This window comes from Maricaulis sp., assembly GCF_034670125.1.
Taxonomy (GTDB): Bacteria; Pseudomonadota; Alphaproteobacteria; order Caulobacterales; family Maricaulaceae; genus Maricaulis.
In genome coordinates this window covers 490240-507822 of record NZ_JAXMOC010000003.1, presented here as the reverse complement: position 1 = coordinate 507822, position 17583 = coordinate 490240, and the positions used below count along the sequence as shown (strand labels likewise).

Sequence of the window (17583 nt, the reverse complement as noted above, 5' to 3'; positions counted from 1 at the left end):
CCACGCCTCGGGAATGATCACGCCATCATTGCCTGTCACGACCCAATTGGGGACTTGCCATCGGAGTCAGACGGGCCATTTATGCGGGCAGGAGATTGCCCATGCACCGCGCCCGTTTCTTGATCATTGTTCTTGTTGCTTTCCTTGCGATGACGGCGATCATCGCCGTTCGGGCGCTGATGCCGTCGGAAGGCGGTGCCATGATGCGTGGTGAACGTGTAACGGCGGTCGCCGTTGCTGATGTGCCTGAGGTCATGTTCGCCGATATTGTCGAGGCTCTGGGAACGGCGGGGGCCAATGAAACCGTCACGATTACCGCACGGGTGACCGACACGATTTCACGGATCAATTTCGAGTCCGGCCAGCAGGTTGCGGCCGGCGCGATCCTTGTTGAGCTGACGGATACCGAAGAGGCGGCCGGACTGACGGAAGCCCGCACCACGCTCCGTGAGGCGCAGCGCGACCTGACCCGGACCACCGATCTGGTGAGTCGCGCCGTCATTCCCCAATCGCGGCTCGATGAAGTGACTGCCGTTGTCGAGCGGGCCCGCGCCCGGGTCTCGTCCATCGAGGCACAGCTGGCAGACCGTATCGTCCGGGCGCCCTTCGCCGGCATTGTCGGCCTCCGTGAGGTCAGCTTGGGTGGGCTGGTCCGGCCCGGCGACGCCATCGCACGCCTCGACGATGCCAGCCTGATCAAGCTCGATTTCACAGTCCCCGAGCGTTTCCTGTCGGTTGTTTCCGCGGGCATGCCGATCGCCGCACGGACCTCGGCCTATCCGGACGAAGTGTTCACAGGCTTGATCGCCCAGGTCGACAGCCGCATTGATCCGGTCACCCGCAGCGTCACGATCCGCGCTGAAATCGAAAATCAGGATGGCCGCCTGCTGCCCGGCCAGTTGATGACGGTCGAAGTGCGCCGCGATCAGCGTTCCCGCCCGGCTGTACCCGGATCGGCCTTGACCCGTTATCTCGACCAGACCTTCGTCTACGTTGTCGAGGAAAGCGCCGAAGGTGTTTTCGCCCGTCAGCGTACAATCAATCTGGGTCGCCGCTCCGGGCAGATGGTGGAAGTTCTCGATGGCTTGCAGGTTGGCGAACGGATCATCACCGAAGGTGTCCACCGCATACGGGACGGCGCCGAAGTCCGCATCGCCCGCGAATTGCGCCTGGATGCGGGCGGTGTGGTGGCCGGTTCGGCCGCTACCGGCGGAGAGGCCGCGCAATGACCCTCTCCGACATTGCGGTCCGCCGCCCCGTCCTGGCATTTGTCTTCTGTGCCCTGATTGTCGTGTTCGGCGTGCTCGGGTTGCGCGACCTGCCCTTGCGCGAACTGCCTGACGTCGACCGACCGGTGGTTTCCGTCTCGGCGGATTACCCTGGCGCCAATGCCGAAGTGGTCGAGAACCGGGTTACCCAGATCATCGAGGATCAGCTGTCCGGAATTGACGGCGTCGAGACGATCACTTCGTCCTCGCGCGACAGCTCGTCCCGCGTCACCATCACGTTTTCACTCGATCGCAATATTGAAGCCGCCGCCAATGATGTCCGCGATGCGGTCTCTCGAGTGCTCGATCGCTTGCCCCAGGATGTGGAGCAGGTTGAAGTGCGCAAGCAGGACAGCGATGCCCGGCCCTTCGTCTGGTACAATCTCCTGTCTGACCGGATGACATCGGAAGAGCTTTCCGATTATGCCGAACGCGCGCTGCTGGATCGTTTCTCGGTCATCGACGGTGTCGCACAGGTCCGGATTGGCGGGCAGCGTCGCTACTCGATGCGGATCTGGCTCGACCCGCAGGCGATGGCCGCACGCGGCGTGACCGTTTCCGATATCGATGGTGCGCTCCGTACCCAGAATGTCGAGGTTCCCGGTGGATCCGTCGAGACGCCTGACACGCAGATCGTGGTCCGCGTCGAGCGCCTGTTCGCGGATCCGGACGCGTTTGCCCGACTGCCGATATCGCGGACCGGTGAGGGCCATGTGATCCGTCTCGCCGAAGTGGCCGATGTGGAACTCGCCGCGGAAGAACCCCGGACGCTGTTCCGCGGCAATGGCCAAAACATGATCGGACTGGGTTTCGTCCGGCAGAGCCAGGCCAATTCGGTCGAGGTGGCGGATGCGATCGGTGTCGAGGCCGAGCGGGTTCGCCTGACCCTGCCGGAAGGCATGGAGTTGATTTCCGCCTCTGACGACACGGTTTTCATCGAGGAATCGATCAAGGAAGTCTGGCGGACACTGGCCATTGCGGCGACGCTGGTCGTACTGGTGATCTATCTGTTCCTGGGCAGCCTGCGTGCGGCGATCATCCCGGCCGCCGTTGTACCGGTCTGCCTGATTGGTGTGTTCGCGATCCTCGCCGTCGCAGGATTCTCGGTCAACATCCTGACTCTTTTGGCGCTCGTCCTGGCGATCGGGCTCGTGGTCGATGACTCGATCGTCGTGCTCGAGAACATTCAGCGTCGGGTCGACCTGGGCGAGCCGCCGGCCCTTGCGTCCCTGCGGGGCGGGCGGCAGGTCTTCTTTGCCGTTGTGGCGACGACGGCGGTTCTGGTCGCCGTGTTTGTGCCGCTGGTGTTCCTGCCTGGCTTCATCGGCCGCATCTTTACCGAATTGGCCGTGACGATTGCCGGGGCCGTGGTCCTGTCGAGTTTTGTGGCGCTGACCCTGTCGCCGATGATGGCGTCCAAACTCCTGCGCCCAAGTCGCGAGGCAACGGGCCTGGCAAAATGGGTCGACGGTATCGTCAACGCAGTGAGGCGATCCTATCGCGAGAGCCTGGAAATCGCATTGAAACTTCCGGTATTGATGATCCCCTTCGTCGGGGTGGCCATCGCGGGCTCAGTCTTCCTTCTGGACCGCCTGCCGGCCGAGCTGACGCCACCGGAAGACCGGGGCTCCTTCTTCGGACGATTTGCGGGTCCGGAGGGCGCGAGTTTTGACTACATGTCGACTCAGGCCGACGAGGTCGAAGCGATTGCAATGGACTTTGTCGAGACCGGAGAGCTGCGCCGAGTCCTGGTGATTTCGCCGGGGTGGGGCGGCAGCGGTTTCAACTCCGGTTTCGTGATTGGGACCATGACAGACTGGGACGAACGTCGCCCGGGAAGCGAGATCATGCGGGACATCAACGGACGTCTGGGCCAGCTGACCGGAGTCCAGGCGTTCGCGTCGATGCGCTCTTCACTCGGTGGCGGTGGTGGCGGTGATGATGTCCAGTTCGTTCTGCTGGGACCGGATTACGGCGCCCTGGACCGCCAGGCCGAGCGCCTCATGGCCGCAGTCCGTGAGGGCAATCCCGGCCTGATGCGGGCCCGCAAGAATTATGAGCCGACCAGTCCCCGCCTCATCGTCGATATCGATCGCGAACGCGCCGCGGATCTGGGGGTTTCGGTCGCTGAAATCGGACAAACCTTGCAAACCCATCTCGGGTCGCGCCGGGTCGGCCAGTTCATCGATCGCGGCGAGGCCTACAATGTGATCCTGGAAAACCGGCGCGAGGCCCGGTCCAGCGCCCAAGACCTGGAGTCCTTGTATGTTTCCGGTCGGGCCGGACAGTTGATCCCGCTATCCAATCTGGTGTCCCTGAGTGAAGTTGGCGAAGCCTCATCGCGCAATCGCGTTGACCGACAACGCGCGGTGACTGTCTCTGCGACGCTGGCTGAAGGGTATACACTTGGCGAAGCGGTTGCCTGGCTGGACGAATGGGCCCAGCGCGACCTGCCACCCGAGATGAGCACGACCTATCTGGGCGGTGCGAAAGAGTTCCTCAACGCCAATTCCGCCGTGCTGTTCGCCTTTGGCATGGCCCTGCTGATCGTTTTCCTCGTGCTGGCCGCCCAGTTCGAAAGCCTGATCCAGCCACTCGTGATCATGCTGACCGTACCGCTCGCGGTCGCCGGCGGTCTGTTCGGACTGGAACTGGTTGGCTCCAGCCTCAACATCTACTCGCAGATTGGCTTGGTGATCCTGATCGGTCTCGCCGCGAAGAACGGCATCTTGATCGTCGAATTTGCCAATCAGCTGCGAGAAACGGGTCGGGACCTGCGGACCGCTACCCTCGATGCCGCTGAAACCCGCTTCCGGCCGATCCTGATGACCGGAATATCGACAGCGATCGGTGCCTTTCCGCTGGTGATCGGCACTGGCCCGGGCGCAGAAAGCCGGATCACCATCGGGGTGGTCATCTTTGCCGGTGTCACGGTGGCGACACTCTTCACGCTGTTCGTTGTGCCGGTTGCCTATGGTGTCCTGGGCCGCTTCACAAAGACCCCGAACTGGGTCTCCCGCCAGCTGGAGGCGGAAGCCCGGGCCGCGGGCGATGAAGCCGTCGAGACGCCGGCTGAATAGCCGGAACGTCAGGTCTTGCCAGTGAAGTCCGGGACCCGCTTGTCGAGGAAAGCTCGATAACCTTCCTTGAAGTCGTCACTGCGAAAGGCGTCCAGGAAGAGCTGGCGCGTTTCGTCCGTGTCGTGATCGACGCCCGCACGAATGAGGTGGATGACGCGCTTGATCGCGCGGGCTGATCCGGTTGACCGCGACAGCATGGTGGCCAGATAGGCGTCCACTTCCGCGTCAAGCCGGTCGGGATCAAAGCACCTGTTGATCAGCCCGATCGCCTGAGCCTCGTCCGCATCCACCAAGCGGGCGGAATAGAGCAGGTCTTTGGCGACCGGTACGCCGACAGCGTCGATCAGTCGTTTGGTGTCGTTGAGCGTATAAGCCAGGCCGAGCTTGGCCGGCGTGATGCCGAAACGGCTGTCGGACGCGGCAAAGCGCAGGTCGCATGAGAGGGCAAGGCCGCAACCGCCGCCGACACAGGCTCCGCGGATGACCGCCAGGGTCGGCTTGGGAAAATGGGCCAGCCCGTCGAGCCCGCCGGCGATGGCCTTTGTATACGCCTCTGCGGCATCGGCGGTGGCATAGACGGATTCGAATTCGGAAATGTCGGCACCAGCGGTGAAGGCGCCGCCTTCACCGCGCACCACCAGCAGTTTGATGGACGGATCGCCGGCGGCCTCTGCCAGAAGGCCGGGCAAGGCGGCCCACATTCGGGCGCTGAGCGCGTTGCGACGTTGCGGCTGATTCAGGATCAGTTCGGCGTGGTGTGCATGGCGCTTCAGGTAGATTGGTTCTTGGGTCACGGCGGGTATCCGACTGGCGAACAGGGCCCCCAATCTGCGCCCGCCAGAGCAGTCATCGCAAGTGTTGAAGCCGTGACGCCCATGGCTCGCTGGTCCGGCCAGTGGCCGCGATCCGAAATCAGGCTGCGTCGCTGCGGGTGCGGGTCTTGAGTTGCGCGGCCGGCAAGGGATAGCCGAAATGCCAGCCTTGCAAATACTCGAAGCCCAGAAGGCGCAACATGGCGGCCTGTCCCTCGGTTTCAACGCCCTCGGCAACCATGTCCAGAGACAGGGCGTCGCCCAGCAAGGCGAGCGCCTGCAGCATCTTGTTGGACCCTTCACCGCGGCCGATTGTCTGCACAAATGTCCTGTCGATCTTGATCTTCGAGAAGGGCAGCATGTGGAGGTAGCCCATTGAGGCAAATCCGGTACCGAAATCATCAAGATTGACCTTGAAGCCGGCGTTGTGGAACTCCATCAACCGGCTCTTGGCCTGGTCGAAATCTTCCACCAGTACGGCCTCGGTCAACTCAAACTCGATGGCGTCGGCTGACATTCCGTGTGCCTGGATTTCACGCAAATACCGTTCGCAAAGCCGAGGGTCGTTCAGCTGATCCGGGGACAGGTTGATCGAAACGGTGTGAGTGGCGCCCGGGCCGATTTCCTCGCACACACTGCGGACCACGAAGTCTCCGAGCCGGCGGATGAGTTTCGAGCTTTCAGCGACCGGGATGAACACGTCCGGCGGCACAGCGCCCCGGGTCGGGTGCTCCCAACGCAACAGGGCTTCCACAGAGGCCGTGCTGCCATCGGTGGCGCGGGCGATTGGCTGGTAGACGACGAAGAACTCATTGCGGTCGAGACCGGCTTCAATATCCGCTTCCAGCGCCCGGCGCGCATCTGCTTCGAGGCCAAGGCTGGCGTTGAAAACCAGTGGCTTGTCGAGCTGGTCGGCCTTGGCGCGGTACATGGCCAGATCGGCGTCATGAATGAGTTGGCTGAACGATTTTGGGTGGCCGCTTTCGGAATGGGCGATGCCGATGGCCGCACCGATTTCAAACTGTCGGCCATCGATGTCGAAGGGTTTGGAAAGACTGTCGGCCAGACAGCGCGCGATCGCCAGTGCCGAGCCGAAGCTGTCCTCGCCGATCAATGCGCAGGCGAACTCATCGCCGCCAATGCGGGCGATGTGGATGTCGCCCTCAACGGCCGCACGGAATCGTTGAGCGACGCGGCGGATGACGTCATCGCCGGCGCGGTGTCCGGCCTTGTCGTTGACTGATTTGAACCCATTGAGATCGATATAGATGACCGCCGCCTCGCCCTTGTCCGCTGCCGCGGTCGCCGCCGAGCTCTCTATGAAGCTGGTGAAGCCGTGCCGGTTTGGCAGTCCGGACAGGTTGTCGGTCCCCGCCGCGATGATGGCACGTTGCTCGTTGCCTGCAGCATGGCGGGCGAGCGCGCGGGCCTTGTTGGCAATCAGCTGGGCGCAGATGAAGAAGGCAGCGATATAGGCCAACAGCGGAAGAAAGGCGATGCGTAGCGTTTCGAGACCGGGACGCGACGCCTGCCAGCTGAGCCAGCCCACCGAATGTCCGGCATCGTCCGTTATTTCAAGTCCGGACGCGCCACGTGGCAGCGCACCCTGGTGAAGGGAGACGTCTGACACGAGAAACACTTCCTCGGTGTCTGCCAGAAAGCTTTCATCCATGGCGGTGCCAATCACGATGATCGTGTCGCTCGACGGGTCGGTCATCGTCGTCCTGTCGGCAAACTCTCCGACCACAGTGACCGAGGCCAGATAGAGTTGCCCCCCGATCTTCAGATAGTGGGTCGCGATGAAGCGGTTTTCCGCATAGCCTGACACCAGATCGCCGCGCAGGGCATCAACCTGCTCCATCGACAAGACATCGGAGCGTAACCGTTGGCCGGTGTCGCGATGCCAAGCCATACTGTCGGCATTGTCTTGGCCATAAAGGCCGACAAAATCGAATGCGGAATGGTCCGAGAAAGATGAGGCGAGGCTGCCTGTCAGGACCGATTTGCGACGGTCATTCCAGAGCTCGAGCAACTCGCCCCACCAGCCATAATCGGCGACCCACGTCTCGTTCTGGCGGGATGCGGCTTCGAGCCCGGCGGTCAGGAGCTGGCGGTCATTCTGCTCGGCATTCCGGTTTAGGGCGCCAACAAAGAAATAAATGGTCAGGACCGAGGCAATCAGACTCAACAGGGTCGCCACATTGATGTAGCGCCCGAGCGTGCTGTCGAGTGTCCGTCCCATCCAGTCCACCTGTTGGTCTTCTTGGAGACTGGAGGGTGAAGCAAAGTGGTAAATGTCCGGTCAGCAAGTGTCCGGAAAAACCGGGAAATTGCAGTTCGTGACCCGGATATGCCTCATATTTCATGCGGGCGACGCGATCGGGTGCGTCCGAATTGGGATCCTTGACGCTAGGGCTTGCGGTAGACGAATTGCCCGACATCGATACGCCCGGTTCTGAACCCGGCTTCGCAATACGCCAGGTAGAACCGCCAGATTCGGTCGAACTTGGCGTCAAAACCGGACGCCTGGATATCGGGCCAGCTGGCCCGATAGGCGCGATGCCATCGGGCCAGGGTCTGGGCGTAGCCCGATCCGAACAGGGTGGTGCCGACTTCAGTCAATCCCGCGCTTCGGGCAAGTTCGGACAGCTTGGAAACCGGCGGAAGCATGCCGCCCGGAAACACATATTTCTGGATGAAGTCAGCTGAAACCCGGTAGTTGGCAAAATCAGTTTCCCGAATGGTGATGATCTGAAGCGCCGCCTTCCCGCCCGGTTTCAGGCACTGGTTGAGCTGGGAGAAATAGGTCGGCCAATGGGCCTCGCCGACGGCCTCGAACATTTCGATCGACGCGACGGCATCAAATTTTTCCGTCACGTCGCGATAATCCTGCAGACGCAGATCAACCTGATCAGCGATTCCGGCTCTTTCCATTCGTGTTTGGGCATATTCAAGCTGCGCGGCTGACAGGGTCAGGCCGGTGACACGGCAGCCGAACTCCCGCGCGGCGATCTCGGCAAACCCGCCCCAACCGCATCCGATCTCCAGCACATGATCCCCGGGCTTCAGCTCCAGGCTCGTGCAGATCTGGCGGTATTTGCGCGCTTGTGCGTCGGCAAGGCTTTCGTCTTCGTCCTCGAACAGCGCCGCCGAATAGGTCATGCTGTCATCCAGCCAGTGGCGATAGAAGTCATTGCCCAGATCGTAGTGGAAAGCGATGTTGCGACGGCTGCCGCGCCGCGTATTGGCATTGAGCCAATGCTGCAATCTCGCCAGGAGACGGCTTGGTCCGTTCTTGCTGGAGAGCGAGGCATTGGAGTCCAGCTCCCGCGCGAGCGCTGTCAACAAGGTCGGCAGATCATTGGTTTGCCACTCGTCGTTCACATAGCCTTCTGAAAACCCCAGCACGCCACTGGCGGCAATGCGGAGCAGAGCGTTCCAGCGACGGACAGTCCAGTCTGCGTGTGCCGCAGCTGTGTCCGGGCCGACATGGAAGGCGTAGCCACCGGGCAGCTCCACCCTGAGGCGGAACGCGGTCAGCCCGGACAGGGCCTTTGAAATCCGGCGCGCCGCAAAGGCTTGCAGGCGCGAGGGCCTCGTGGCGCACGTCGCCGATTGATCGTTGTAAGCGTCCATCAATGCCTCCCGGGCAGGGTGTCACTGGTTCCGCGGCGGGGGGCAAAGGTTGCCAGCCCCTTCAGGCGCAAGCGTAGCGCCTCCCACAGGATACCAAAAAAGATGCGGGTTGTGTTGGTTGCCACGAGCCAGGCGGCGGACTGCAGCGCCCGGCGCTGCAGCGGCTTCAGGCGGGCGGTGTGCGCCGCGCTGAGTACGACATCTCCGTCGCGGATCAGCTGGATTGAGAGCCGATACTGATCATCAGTCCTCGACAGCCGGAAACGGTAGTGGCCGTCAACGGGATTGAAAGGCGAAACGAAGAAGCGTTTTGACGTTTCCAGATACTGAGCATCTTCGTGATCGGCTCGATCCTCAATCGGAAAGGCGTATGCGCAACGGCCGCCATGAAAATTGCTGACTTCGAAAATCAATCCGGCCAGGTCGCCCTGGGGATTGTGAGCGAAGAACACGGAGACCGGATTGAACGCCAGGCCAAGAATGCGTGGTGCCGCGAGAAGCTGGATCCGGCCAATCGGCGAGGTCGAGCCGGCCTCTTTCAGGCGTTGCTCAACCCAGCTGCGAAGCGGGCTTTTGTCGCTTCCGTGATCTTTGGTGTAAAGGCTGACCAATCCCGGGCGGTTGAATCCGAACACCCAGCCTTCCGACCGCGGCGCCTCCGGCCCATCGATATCGACCAGCACAGACGCGACGCGGTAGCGCAGGCTGTGATGTCGCGGCAGGCGGCGCGTATGGCCGACCTGTCCGATCAGAAGGGAGGCTGCGGTCGGTGTCATTCCGCTGCAACAGCCAAGCGATAGCCGGGTTGGCCGAGGTGTTGGTTTGTCCAGGCAATACGGGAATTCATATCCGGGGCCGACCACGGCCGGGCGTCCGCCCCGATTGCATCGGCAACCCGCAGTCCCGATTGCAATCCATCTTCATGGAAGCCCGAGCCCAGCCACGCGCCACTATACCAGGTGCCGCGGCGACCCTGGATGACACCGAAGTCCGCCTGCGCGGTCAGCGCAGCCTGATCGAAGACCGGGTGAGCATATTGGTCGGTGCGCAAAACAAGGTCCGGGTCTGGCGCCGAGGTTGGATTGAGGGTGACAAACACCGGCGTCTCGGTCGGCAGGGGCTGCAACCGATTCATCCAGTACGTCAGACTGATCTCGCGTGAGTCCCGCTCGCCCCGCTCGAGATAGTTCCAGCTCGCCCAAGCCGCACGACGGCGAGGCATGAAGCGGTCGTCCGTATGGAGTACGGCGGTGTTGGGCCGGTAGCGAATGGCCGACAGCAGGCTGGTTTCTTCGGTGTCCGCATCACCCAACAGCTTCAGCGCCTGGTCTGAGTGGCAGGCGAAAACCACGTCATCGAAGTCGGCCTCGTGCCCATGATCGAGGGTCAGGGTGACCCCGCTTGCTGTCCGTCGAACCTGGCGCACCGGAGTGGCCAGTTTGATGTCCCCCGAATTCGCGGCCGACAAAGCCTGGACATAGGCTCGACTGCCGCCCGTCACGGTCCGCCAGGCGGGCCGGTCTGTGAGCTGCAGCAAGCCGTGATTGAGAAAGAACCGGAAAAAGGCATCGGCCGGAAAACCGCGCATCTGGTCAACCGGAGACGACCAGATCGCCGCGCACATCGGCAGGATGTGATCTTCTCGAAAGGCCTCGGAATACCCATGGTGCTGGAGAAATTCGTCCAGCGAAAGCGCGGTATCCGCGCGACTGTCATCGCGGGCGTGGCGGTTAAGTCTCATGATGTCGGCGATCATCCGCCACATTCGGGGGCGCAGCAGGTTTCGCCGCTGGGCGAACAGGCCGGACGGATTGGAGGAATACTCGAATCCGCCATCGGAAATGGACGCGGCAAATGACATGTCGCTGGCAGAGGAGCTGACCTGAAGGTGGTCGAGCATGCCAACAAAATTCGGATAGTTGCGGGGATTGTAGACGATGAAGCCGGTGTCGACGCCGAATTGCGTCCCGCCGATATCAATATCGGCGGTGTTAGCGTGACCACCCAGCCGCCCGGCGGCTTCAAAGAGCGTGACATCGTGGCGGGTCGACAGGCGCCAGGCGGCCGCGAGTCCCGAGATGCCCGAGCCGATAACGGCAATGCGACGATGGGCTTGGGTCATGGGCGTTCCTGTCGGTGGATGGCTTCGCGTCGGAATGAATAAAGAGTACGTCGACACGGCCCGATCGGATCACTGCCCTGCGCCGAATGCGACGATCTGACTTATGTGACGGCGATGAATGATCCAGATCACTGGCGCTTTCGTATCCCTCCACATGTACGCTATGGTTCAGACATCCAATCGTCCGGCCTGGTGCCGAGTACTCGGCCCGGGAAAGGGACATATGACGGATCTGAATGACCGCCCTGCCCCGACGGTTGAGAGTCAGGAGCTGTCCGACCTGCTTGTGCGGGTGGGCCAGTCACAGGACCGGTCGGCGTTCCGGGCACTCTTTGATCATTTCGGCCCGAGAATACGGGCGTTTCTGATCCAGCGGCGCGTTGTTCCGGCCATGGCTGATGATCTGACCCAAGACGTCATGTTGACGATCTGGCGCCGGGCGTCGAGTTTCGACCCGTCGCGGGCGGCGGCGTCGACCTGGATCTACACGATCGCCCGCAATCAGCACATTGATCAGTATCGAAAGACCCAGCGCGCCAGCCGCATGGACGAGACCGACCCGTCTCTCCAGCCTGTCCCGGCGGCGGCTGCGGACGATCTGTGCGAACAAGCCGAGGCGGCCGACAGTGTCGGTGTGGCCTTGGAGAGTCTCTCTGCCGATCAGCGGCAGGTGGTGGAGCTCGCCTTTACCGAAGGCCTGACCCACAGCGAAATCGCCGAGCGACTGAATTTGCCGCTCGGTACTGTCAAATCACGCATACGGCTTGCCCTTGGCAAGCTGAAGACTTCCCTTGGAGAATTGGTATGACCCAACGTGGTCACGTGCTCGATGATGCCTGGTATCTGGGCTACGCCGCCGGCAGTCTGGCGAGCGAAGCTGAAACCGTGCTTGTCCAGTCACATGTCGAGTTGAATGCCGACGCGCAGGATCGCGTCGCCGGGCTGGACCGGATTGGCGGTCTGCTGCTTGATCGCATGCCGGTTGGTGAGGCCTTGCCCTTCAGCGCGGATGAGCTTTTGGATATGCTGGATCAGGATGATGGTCGCGACTTGGGCGACCCCGGGTCGGCTGAAGCGACGGCTGTTCCGGCCGCGCTCGACGGCGTCGACCTTCCGCCAGCCCTCGCCCGGTATCTCGCCGGCTCGTCGGCCCGGATGAAATGGGAATTTCTCGGCCCGGGCCTGCGCAAGTCAATATTGTGGCGCGGCAAGGACGGAACGCGACTCTGGTTGCTCAAGGCGCAACCGGGGGTCTCCATTCCGCATCATGGTCATTCTGGCTCCGAATTGACCCTGGTGTTGAAGGGCAGTTTCTGGGATGGCGACCAGGAATACCGGCGCGGTGATGTCGAAGAAGCCCACGAAGACATCGCGCACGATATTCGTATCGGAATGGACGGCGAGTGTGTCTGTCTGGCGCTGACCCGCGGCAAGCTCAGGTTCGGCAATCCGCTTTTGACAGCATTTCAGACCTTTACCGGGCTTTGATGCAGGGGGGCCTTGGCCGGCCTGCCCCGGAGCGAATGACGAAGGCGGGTGCGGGGCGCGAGCGTTTGCGCTACCATCCCGCATCACGTGATTTCGTCAGGTGCCGGGGTGACGGTCAGCATGAGTGTGAAAACGCGGGCTAACAAACAGTCCGGAGCGACCATCAAGGACGTGGCGAGCGCGGCCGGTGTCTCCGCAATGACGGTGTCCCGCGTGCTTAACGCGGAGCCGAATGTCCGCCCGGCAACGCGCGAGCGTGTTCAGTTGGCGATCCGTGATCTCAACTACCGGCCCAATCTTTCGGCCCGAAACCTGGCCCGTGCGAACGCCTATTTCATCGGCCTGCTCTACGATAATCCCAGCGCGGGCTATATCAGCGAGTTACTGATCGGCGCCCTGAACCGCTGCAGGGCGTCGGGCTACCATCTCGTGCTGGAAAACTGTGACGCCTCCGGCGCGGACTGGGCCAGCCAGATTTCCAGCATGCTGCGAACGTCCAGCTTTGACGGCATAATCATGCCGCCCCCGGTTTGCGACAATGCCGATGTACTGGCCGCTGTTGCCGAGGCCGGCATTCCCTGCGTCCGTATTGCGCCCGATACGGATCTAGATCGTTCGCCCTGCATTCTCACGGATGACCGGGCGGCCGCGCGGCGGATGACCGAGTACCTGATCGATCTCGGGCATTCGAGGATCGGATTTGTGCGCGGTCCGAAAGAACATGGGGCAAGTCGTGAACGCTGCGCCGGTCATCTGGAGGCGCTGGCGGCCCATGGATTGGAAAGCGATCCCGAACTCCTGGTCGCGGGGGAAGTCACCTACAAGTCCGGCCTGGAAGCCGCCGAAACGCTCCTTTCCCGCGATGATCGGCCGAGCGCCATTTTCGCGTCCAATGACGACATGGCGGTTGCGGTGATCGCGCTCGCACACAGGCACGGGCTGGATGTCCCGCGTGACCTGACGGTCGTCGGGTTCGACGACACCCCGATGGCCACGGCGATCTGGCCGCAATTGACAACTGTGCGGCAGCCGATTTCCGACATGTCGAGCAATGCCATCGAGTTACTGGCCAGTCATCTCGACGGTGACGCGGATGCCGCGGCCCAGCGTGAAATCCGGTCGGAAATCGTGGTGCGTGACTCCTCCGGCGCGCCCGCTGGCTGATGACTGCCCAGCCTGCAATGTCGAGGCTGAAGTTGCCCGGCGGCGCGGGATGTGAATCCGGTAACAAACAGCGCTATATGGTCAAGGGCGACCGCTTTCGTGTTGATTGAGCCCGGGCGGCAGACTTGAGGGAGAGTGGTCTTGAGCGACTGGAACGAATACCCGGAGATCGACCCGGCAATCATCCGGAACTTGGTTGATGCTGTTGGAATGTATGCGTTTTCAGGCATGCGATCGCAGTTTGTCACTGACCTCCGCTCCCTGACCCAAGCCTATCACGACGCATTCGCGCGGTCTGACCTCGCCGACGCTCGAGCGTCGGCGCATGCGCTGAAAGGGGCGGCGTCCAATATCGGCCTGGTCCGGTTGGGCGCGATCGCTGGCGAGCTGGAGCGCGAAGCGACGGATCCGGGTTCCGACCTCGATGCAATCCTCGACATCTCCATTGCGCGCCTTGAGGCCGCATCCTGATTTGACGGGGCTGTATCGTCGGGTGACTGCAACAGGAGATGAAGATGGACTACCGAAGTGACGTCCGTGATGGCCGGTTGGTCGTGTCGATTTCAGGCATGCTCACCTTTGACGATCACGAGGCTTTCCGGCGTGTTGTCAGTGAGATCGCTGATTGCCAGGAAGCGGCTGTCGAGCTTTCGCTCGCGACCACCAAGATGATCGACTCGGCTGGCATCGGCATGCTTTTGCTGGCCAAGGACAAGGCTGCCAAGTCCGGCAAGTTCCTGTGTCTTTCGGGAGTTAAGGGACACGTCGCCAAGGTGGTCGAGTTGTCCAAGATCGACCAGCTTATTCCGGTCGAATAGGGGCAGGTGGGCGGCATGGCAGATCCGATCGCCGAAGCCGGCACCGAAGATACTGCCGCCATCCTTGTCGTTGATGATCTCCAATCGTCCCGGCTCCTGATCGGGTCGATCCTGCAGGCCGCCGGCTTCAACAATCTGACCTTTGCCGCAGACGGCGTTGAAGCACTCGAGATACTCGAGCGACGCGTTGTCGATATGGTCATTCTGGATATCGTCATGCCGAGAAAAGACGGAATACAGGTGTGCCGGGAAGCGCGGGAACGGTTGGCACTCGCCATGCCGATCCTGATCCAGACGGGACTGCAGGACGCCGATCATCGGGCAACGGCGTTTGACGCCGGCGCATCGGATATCGTGTCCAAACCCATCCATGCCCATGAACTGGTGTCCCGCACGCGGCTCCATCTCGAGCGCCGGCGAATGATCGACAGCTTGCAGGGCTACCGTCGTCGCATGCAGGATGAGTTGAAAGCCGCGGAGGCCATGCAGGTCTCCCTGCTCAAGTCCGAGCGCGAGGTCGCCGCGATCGTCGGGCCACGGAAGGCCAGGCTGACCACGTTCTACAAGGCGTCAAACCAGCTCGGCGGTGATCTCTGGCAGGTATTCGAAATCGACGCGACGCGCTTCGGCATCTTCATGGTCGACCTGTCCGGTCATGGAGTGGCTGCCGCCATCAACGCGTTTCGCGTACACATGCTGGCGGAAGACCAGGTCGATTACCGATCGACGCCCGGAGCGTGGCTGACATCCCTCAATGTGGGCCTGTGCCAGATACTTCCGGTCGAACATTTCGCCACGGCCTTCTACGGCGTTGTGGATATCGCTGGCGGTTGCATTCAATACGCCGCTGCCGGTGCGCCGCCACCCCTCGTGCTTGAGAAGACGGGCGGCTGGCAGGCACTTGACCATTGTGGCGTTATTCTCGGGTGCTCCGAGGCGGCATGCTATGAAACACACAGCGTGCCAATCGCCCCGGGCGACCGGGTATTCTTCTACAGCGACGCCTTGTACGAAAATTTCGACGAGCCGGAGAAGTCGCTGGAACCGGCCGACCTGGTCGCACATGTGCGGGCAGTCCTGGAAACGGAGGCCGGCCCCGGTTTCCATGAAGCCCTGGTCCAGCGTGTTTTTGACAGTGAAGCCGCCACCCGCCGGGATGATCTGACGCTTTTGCTGTTGGAGGTCGCTGGCGATGGGTGAGCGGATATCACCACCCGTGCCGACCGATGTGATCTGGGTCCGGCTTGCAGCCAGTCCGGTCGCGGACGCTGTTCACAAGGACCTGGCGACCCGTTTTCGGGAGGCCGTCGTCACGACAGCAAGCCTGCCGGCCGGTGCATGTGTCAGTCTCGTCATCGTTGACGATGCGCATCGTGATGCGATCGGGCAGGCTGCGGATCGCAATGCCGGCGCGCAGCAATCTATCCTGATCACAAAAGGCAAGGCGTCTGATGTGCACGCTGATTTCGTGCTGTCTGCGGATGTCGACGTCGGGTCTGTGACGTCAGTGGTCACAGCGGCCAAGGACTTCCATGATCAGGTTATGAGCCTCAAGTCGGAGGTCGCCCGCCGTCGATCCGCGGTTGGAACGATCTTGCGCGGCGAGTTTGCCTTGCGAACCTTGGACGAGGCCCGGAATCTCGCGACCATGATCGCTCATGCCTGCCCCAATTCGGATCTGGTCGCGATCGGATTGCAGGAATTGCTGATCAATGCCGTCGAGCATGGAAATCTCGAGATTGATGCCGACATGAAACAGGAACTTCTGATGGCCGGCACGTGGCGGGAGGAGGTCGAGGCTCGTCTGCAGGACCCGCAGTATTCGGACCGTATGGTCACTCTGTCTTTTCAGCGCAGTACGCGGCTCATATCGATGACAGTCCAGGATGAGGGCGCCGGATTTGATCATGAGCGGTACAGGTCTGCGGACGGTGAAAAGTCCGGCTATCGTGGACGCGGGATCGCCATGGCGCGCGACCTGTCATTTTCATCGCTGACCTATCATGGCGTCGGCAATGTTGTGGAAGCAACGATCCTGCTGGAGCCGCATTCCTGACGGCCAGCCCGGTCAAACATCGCGGTGGGGTCGTTTCAGAAAGATACGAATATTCCGGCATTCAGCTAGGGTTCAGCCGCAACATCCCTTATTCTGTCCCGGACCAGACGTGATTGCCGGATCGCAGGGGCGTTCCACACGGTCTGGAGGGGGAAATTGATGAAAACCCAAATTTTCGCAAGTGTGGTCACAGTAGCGCTTCTCGCCAGCCCTGCGATCGCCCAGGATTTCTCGGCGCCGGCGACGTTCGGATCCGTCAATCTGAGCTCCGGATTCACGCCAGACCCGCACAATGTCACCCTGACGTCAGGCGGGCAGTTGCGGGCCAGCAACCTGTCGAGCAGCTGTCGCGGCTGGATCGCCAACGCGCCCGATTACTCGGTCTATTACGAAGCCGGGAACATGTTCGACCTGACCATCGGCGCGGTCTCGGACACCGACACCACCCTCGTCGTCAACGGCCCGGATACCAGCTGGTATTGCGATGATGACAGCGGTGAAGGCCTCAATCCGAGCATGACCTTCTCCAATCCGGCGTCCGGTCGGTATGACATCTGGGTCGGCTCCTATTCGGAAGGCGATTATGCCCAGGCCACCCTGTCGATTTCCGAACTCGGTCTGGCTGGCGATCCTGCCCCGCAGCCGTCCTCCCGGGGCATTGACTGGTCGTTGTCCGCCAATTTCGGCTCGGCCAACCTGCGCGGCGGATTCACGCCTGACCCTTATCGGGTGAACATCATCTCCGGTGGTGGTTACCGGGCTGACTCGGTTCGGTCCGGTTGTGCCGGCTGGGTATCTGCAGCTCCGGATTTCGAACTCAATTTCACGGCCGGGTCGCTGCCGCTGATCCTGTCGGCTGCGTCCAGTTCGGACACGACCATCCTGGTCAATGATCCGAACGGCAATTGGCACTGCAATGATGATGGTGGCAATGTCGGCTTGAACCCGGCCCTGACCTTCAACAATGCGGCCTCCGGGACCTACGACATCTGGATCGGCTCCTACAGCCAGGGTGGCGGCACTGAAGCGACGCTGTCGATTTCCGAGCTTTACAGCGAGTAATCGATCGCGGGTCACGCGGATGGGCGGTCGCTGCCAAGCGGCCGCCCTTTTGCTGTCCGGCTTTCCGGTTTATGGCT

15 protein-coding genes are annotated in these 17583 nt (G+C 61.8%); 10 read left to right on the top strand and 5 right to left on the bottom strand.

The genetic code is table 11. The features are described from left to right. Window positions 1–101 precede the first annotated feature (101 nt). Window positions 102–1229 carry an efflux RND transporter periplasmic adaptor subunit gene (locus VOI18_RS08620; RefSeq protein WP_323761994.1) on the top strand — a complete coding sequence of 376 codons (1128 nt, stop codon included), beginning with the start codon at window positions 102–104 and terminating at the stop codon, window positions 1227–1229. After that, window positions 1226–4348: an efflux RND transporter permease subunit gene (locus VOI18_RS08615; RefSeq protein WP_323761993.1), complete on the top strand. Its 3123-nt coding sequence runs from the start codon at window positions 1226–1228 to the stop codon at window positions 4346–4348. The genes VOI18_RS08620 and VOI18_RS08615 overlap by 4 nt, the downstream gene beginning before the upstream one ends. 8 nt (window positions 4349–4356) lie before the next feature. Here the strand turns inward: VOI18_RS08615 and VOI18_RS08610 are convergent, their stop codons facing one another. The 5 genes from VOI18_RS08610 to VOI18_RS08590 form a co-directional block, all read right to left on the bottom strand. Continuing rightward, window positions 4357–5142, bottom strand: a complete 786-nt coding sequence (locus VOI18_RS08610; RefSeq protein WP_323761992.1) for an enoyl-CoA hydratase-related protein — start codon at window positions 5140–5142, stop codon at window positions 4357–4359. Window positions 5143–5260: 118 nt separating this feature from the next. Next, window positions 5261–7402, bottom strand: a complete 2142-nt coding sequence (locus VOI18_RS08605; protein WP_323761991.1) for a putative bifunctional diguanylate cyclase/phosphodiesterase — start codon at window positions 7400–7402, stop codon at window positions 5261–5263. Between the two features lie 167 nt (window positions 7403–7569). Beyond that, on the bottom strand, window positions 7570–8796 hold the full coding sequence (locus VOI18_RS08600) for a cyclopropane-fatty-acyl-phospholipid synthase family protein (RefSeq protein WP_323761990.1): 1227 nt from the start codon (window positions 8794–8796) through the stop codon (window positions 7570–7572). Then, window positions 8796–9572, bottom strand: coding sequence for a DUF1365 domain-containing protein (locus VOI18_RS08595; protein ID WP_323761989.1), 777 nt, complete (start codon window positions 9570–9572; stop codon window positions 8796–8798). The genes VOI18_RS08600 and VOI18_RS08595 overlap by 1 nt, the downstream gene beginning before the upstream one ends. Continuing rightward, on the bottom strand, window positions 9569–10918 hold the full coding sequence (locus tag VOI18_RS08590; RefSeq protein ID WP_323761988.1) for an NAD(P)/FAD-dependent oxidoreductase: 1350 nt from the start codon (window positions 10916–10918) through the stop codon (window positions 9569–9571). The genes VOI18_RS08595 and VOI18_RS08590 overlap by 4 nt, the downstream gene beginning before the upstream one ends. A gap of 223 nt (window positions 10919–11141) precedes the next feature. Here VOI18_RS08590 and VOI18_RS08585 point away from each other — a divergent pair, with 223 nt between their 5' ends. From VOI18_RS08585 to VOI18_RS08550, 8 genes are all read left to right on the top strand, one after another. Continuing rightward, window positions 11142–11726, top strand: coding sequence for a sigma-70 family RNA polymerase sigma factor (locus tag VOI18_RS08585; RefSeq protein WP_323761987.1), 585 nt, complete (start codon window positions 11142–11144; stop codon window positions 11724–11726). Then, the gene (locus VOI18_RS08580; RefSeq protein WP_323761986.1) at window positions 11723–12406 is read left to right on the top strand and encodes a ChrR family anti-sigma-E factor; all 684 of its coding nucleotides are present in this window, start codon (window positions 11723–11725) and stop codon (window positions 12404–12406) included. The genes VOI18_RS08585 and VOI18_RS08580 overlap by 4 nt, the downstream gene beginning before the upstream one ends. A gap of 120 nt (window positions 12407–12526) precedes the next feature. Then, window positions 12527–13570, top strand: a complete 1044-nt coding sequence (locus tag VOI18_RS08575) for a LacI family DNA-binding transcriptional regulator (protein WP_323761985.1) — start codon at window positions 12527–12529, stop codon at window positions 13568–13570. Between the two features lie 141 nt (window positions 13571–13711). Continuing rightward, window positions 13712–14041 (top strand): Hpt domain-containing protein, encoded by a 330-nt coding sequence (locus VOI18_RS08570; protein WP_323761984.1) that lies wholly within the window; start codon window positions 13712–13714, stop codon window positions 14039–14041. A gap of 44 nt (window positions 14042–14085) precedes the next feature. Further along, window positions 14086–14388 carry an STAS domain-containing protein gene (locus VOI18_RS08565; RefSeq protein ID WP_323761983.1) on the top strand — a complete coding sequence of 101 codons (303 nt, stop codon included), beginning with the start codon at window positions 14086–14088 and terminating at the stop codon, window positions 14386–14388. Between the two features lie 15 nt (window positions 14389–14403). Continuing rightward, window positions 14404–15588 (top strand): fused response regulator/phosphatase, encoded by a 1185-nt coding sequence (locus VOI18_RS08560; protein WP_323761982.1) that lies wholly within the window; start codon window positions 14404–14406, stop codon window positions 15586–15588. Beyond that, complete coding sequence (locus VOI18_RS08555; protein WP_323761981.1) at window positions 15581–16444, top strand: ATP-binding protein; 864 nt, start codon at window positions 15581–15583, stop codon at window positions 16442–16444. The genes VOI18_RS08560 and VOI18_RS08555 overlap by 8 nt, the downstream gene beginning before the upstream one ends. Before the next feature lie 159 nt (window positions 16445–16603). After that, on the top strand, window positions 16604–17506 hold the full coding sequence (locus VOI18_RS08550) for a hypothetical protein (protein WP_323761980.1): 903 nt from the start codon (window positions 16604–16606) through the stop codon (window positions 17504–17506). Window positions 17507–17583 lie beyond the last annotated feature (77 nt).

Bases quoted from the DNA above. Each gene is read 5' to 3' on its own strand.
- VOI18_RS08575 (WP_323761985.1), top strand. From the start codon at position 12,527: ATGAGTGTGAAAACGCGGGCTAACAAACAGTCCGGAGCGACCATCAAG.
- VOI18_RS08565 (WP_323761983.1), top strand. From the start codon at position 14,086: ATGGACTACCGAAGTGACGTCCGTGATGGCCGGTTGGTCGTGTCGATT.
- VOI18_RS08605 (WP_323761991.1), bottom strand. From the start codon at position 7,402: ATGGGACGGACACTCGACAGCACGCTCGGGCGCTACATCAATGTGGCG.
- VOI18_RS08620 (WP_323761994.1), top strand. From the start codon at position 102: ATGCACCGCGCCCGTTTCTTGATCATTGTTCTTGTTGCTTTCCTTGCG.
- VOI18_RS08580 (WP_323761986.1), top strand. From the start codon at position 11,723: ATGACCCAACGTGGTCACGTGCTCGATGATGCCTGGTATCTGGGCTAC.
- VOI18_RS08585 (WP_323761987.1), top strand. From the start codon at position 11,142: ATGACGGATCTGAATGACCGCCCTGCCCCGACGGTTGAGAGTCAGGAG.
- VOI18_RS08615 (WP_323761993.1), top strand. From the start codon at position 1,226: ATGACCCTCTCCGACATTGCGGTCCGCCGCCCCGTCCTGGCATTTGTC.
- VOI18_RS08600 (WP_323761990.1), bottom strand. From the start codon at position 8,796: ATGGACGCTTACAACGATCAATCGGCGACGTGCGCCACGAGGCCCTCG.
- VOI18_RS08555 (WP_323761981.1), top strand. From the start codon at position 15,581: ATGGGTGAGCGGATATCACCACCCGTGCCGACCGATGTGATCTGGGTC.
- VOI18_RS08595 (WP_323761989.1), bottom strand. From the start codon at position 9,572: ATGACACCGACCGCAGCCTCCCTTCTGATCGGACAGGTCGGCCATACG.
- VOI18_RS08550 (WP_323761980.1), top strand. From the start codon at position 16,604: ATGAAAACCCAAATTTTCGCAAGTGTGGTCACAGTAGCGCTTCTCGCC.
- VOI18_RS08590 (WP_323761988.1), bottom strand. From the start codon at position 10,918: ATGACCCAAGCCCATCGTCGCATTGCCGTTATCGGCTCGGGCATCTCG.
- VOI18_RS08560 (WP_323761982.1), top strand. From the start codon at position 14,404: ATGGCAGATCCGATCGCCGAAGCCGGCACCGAAGATACTGCCGCCATC.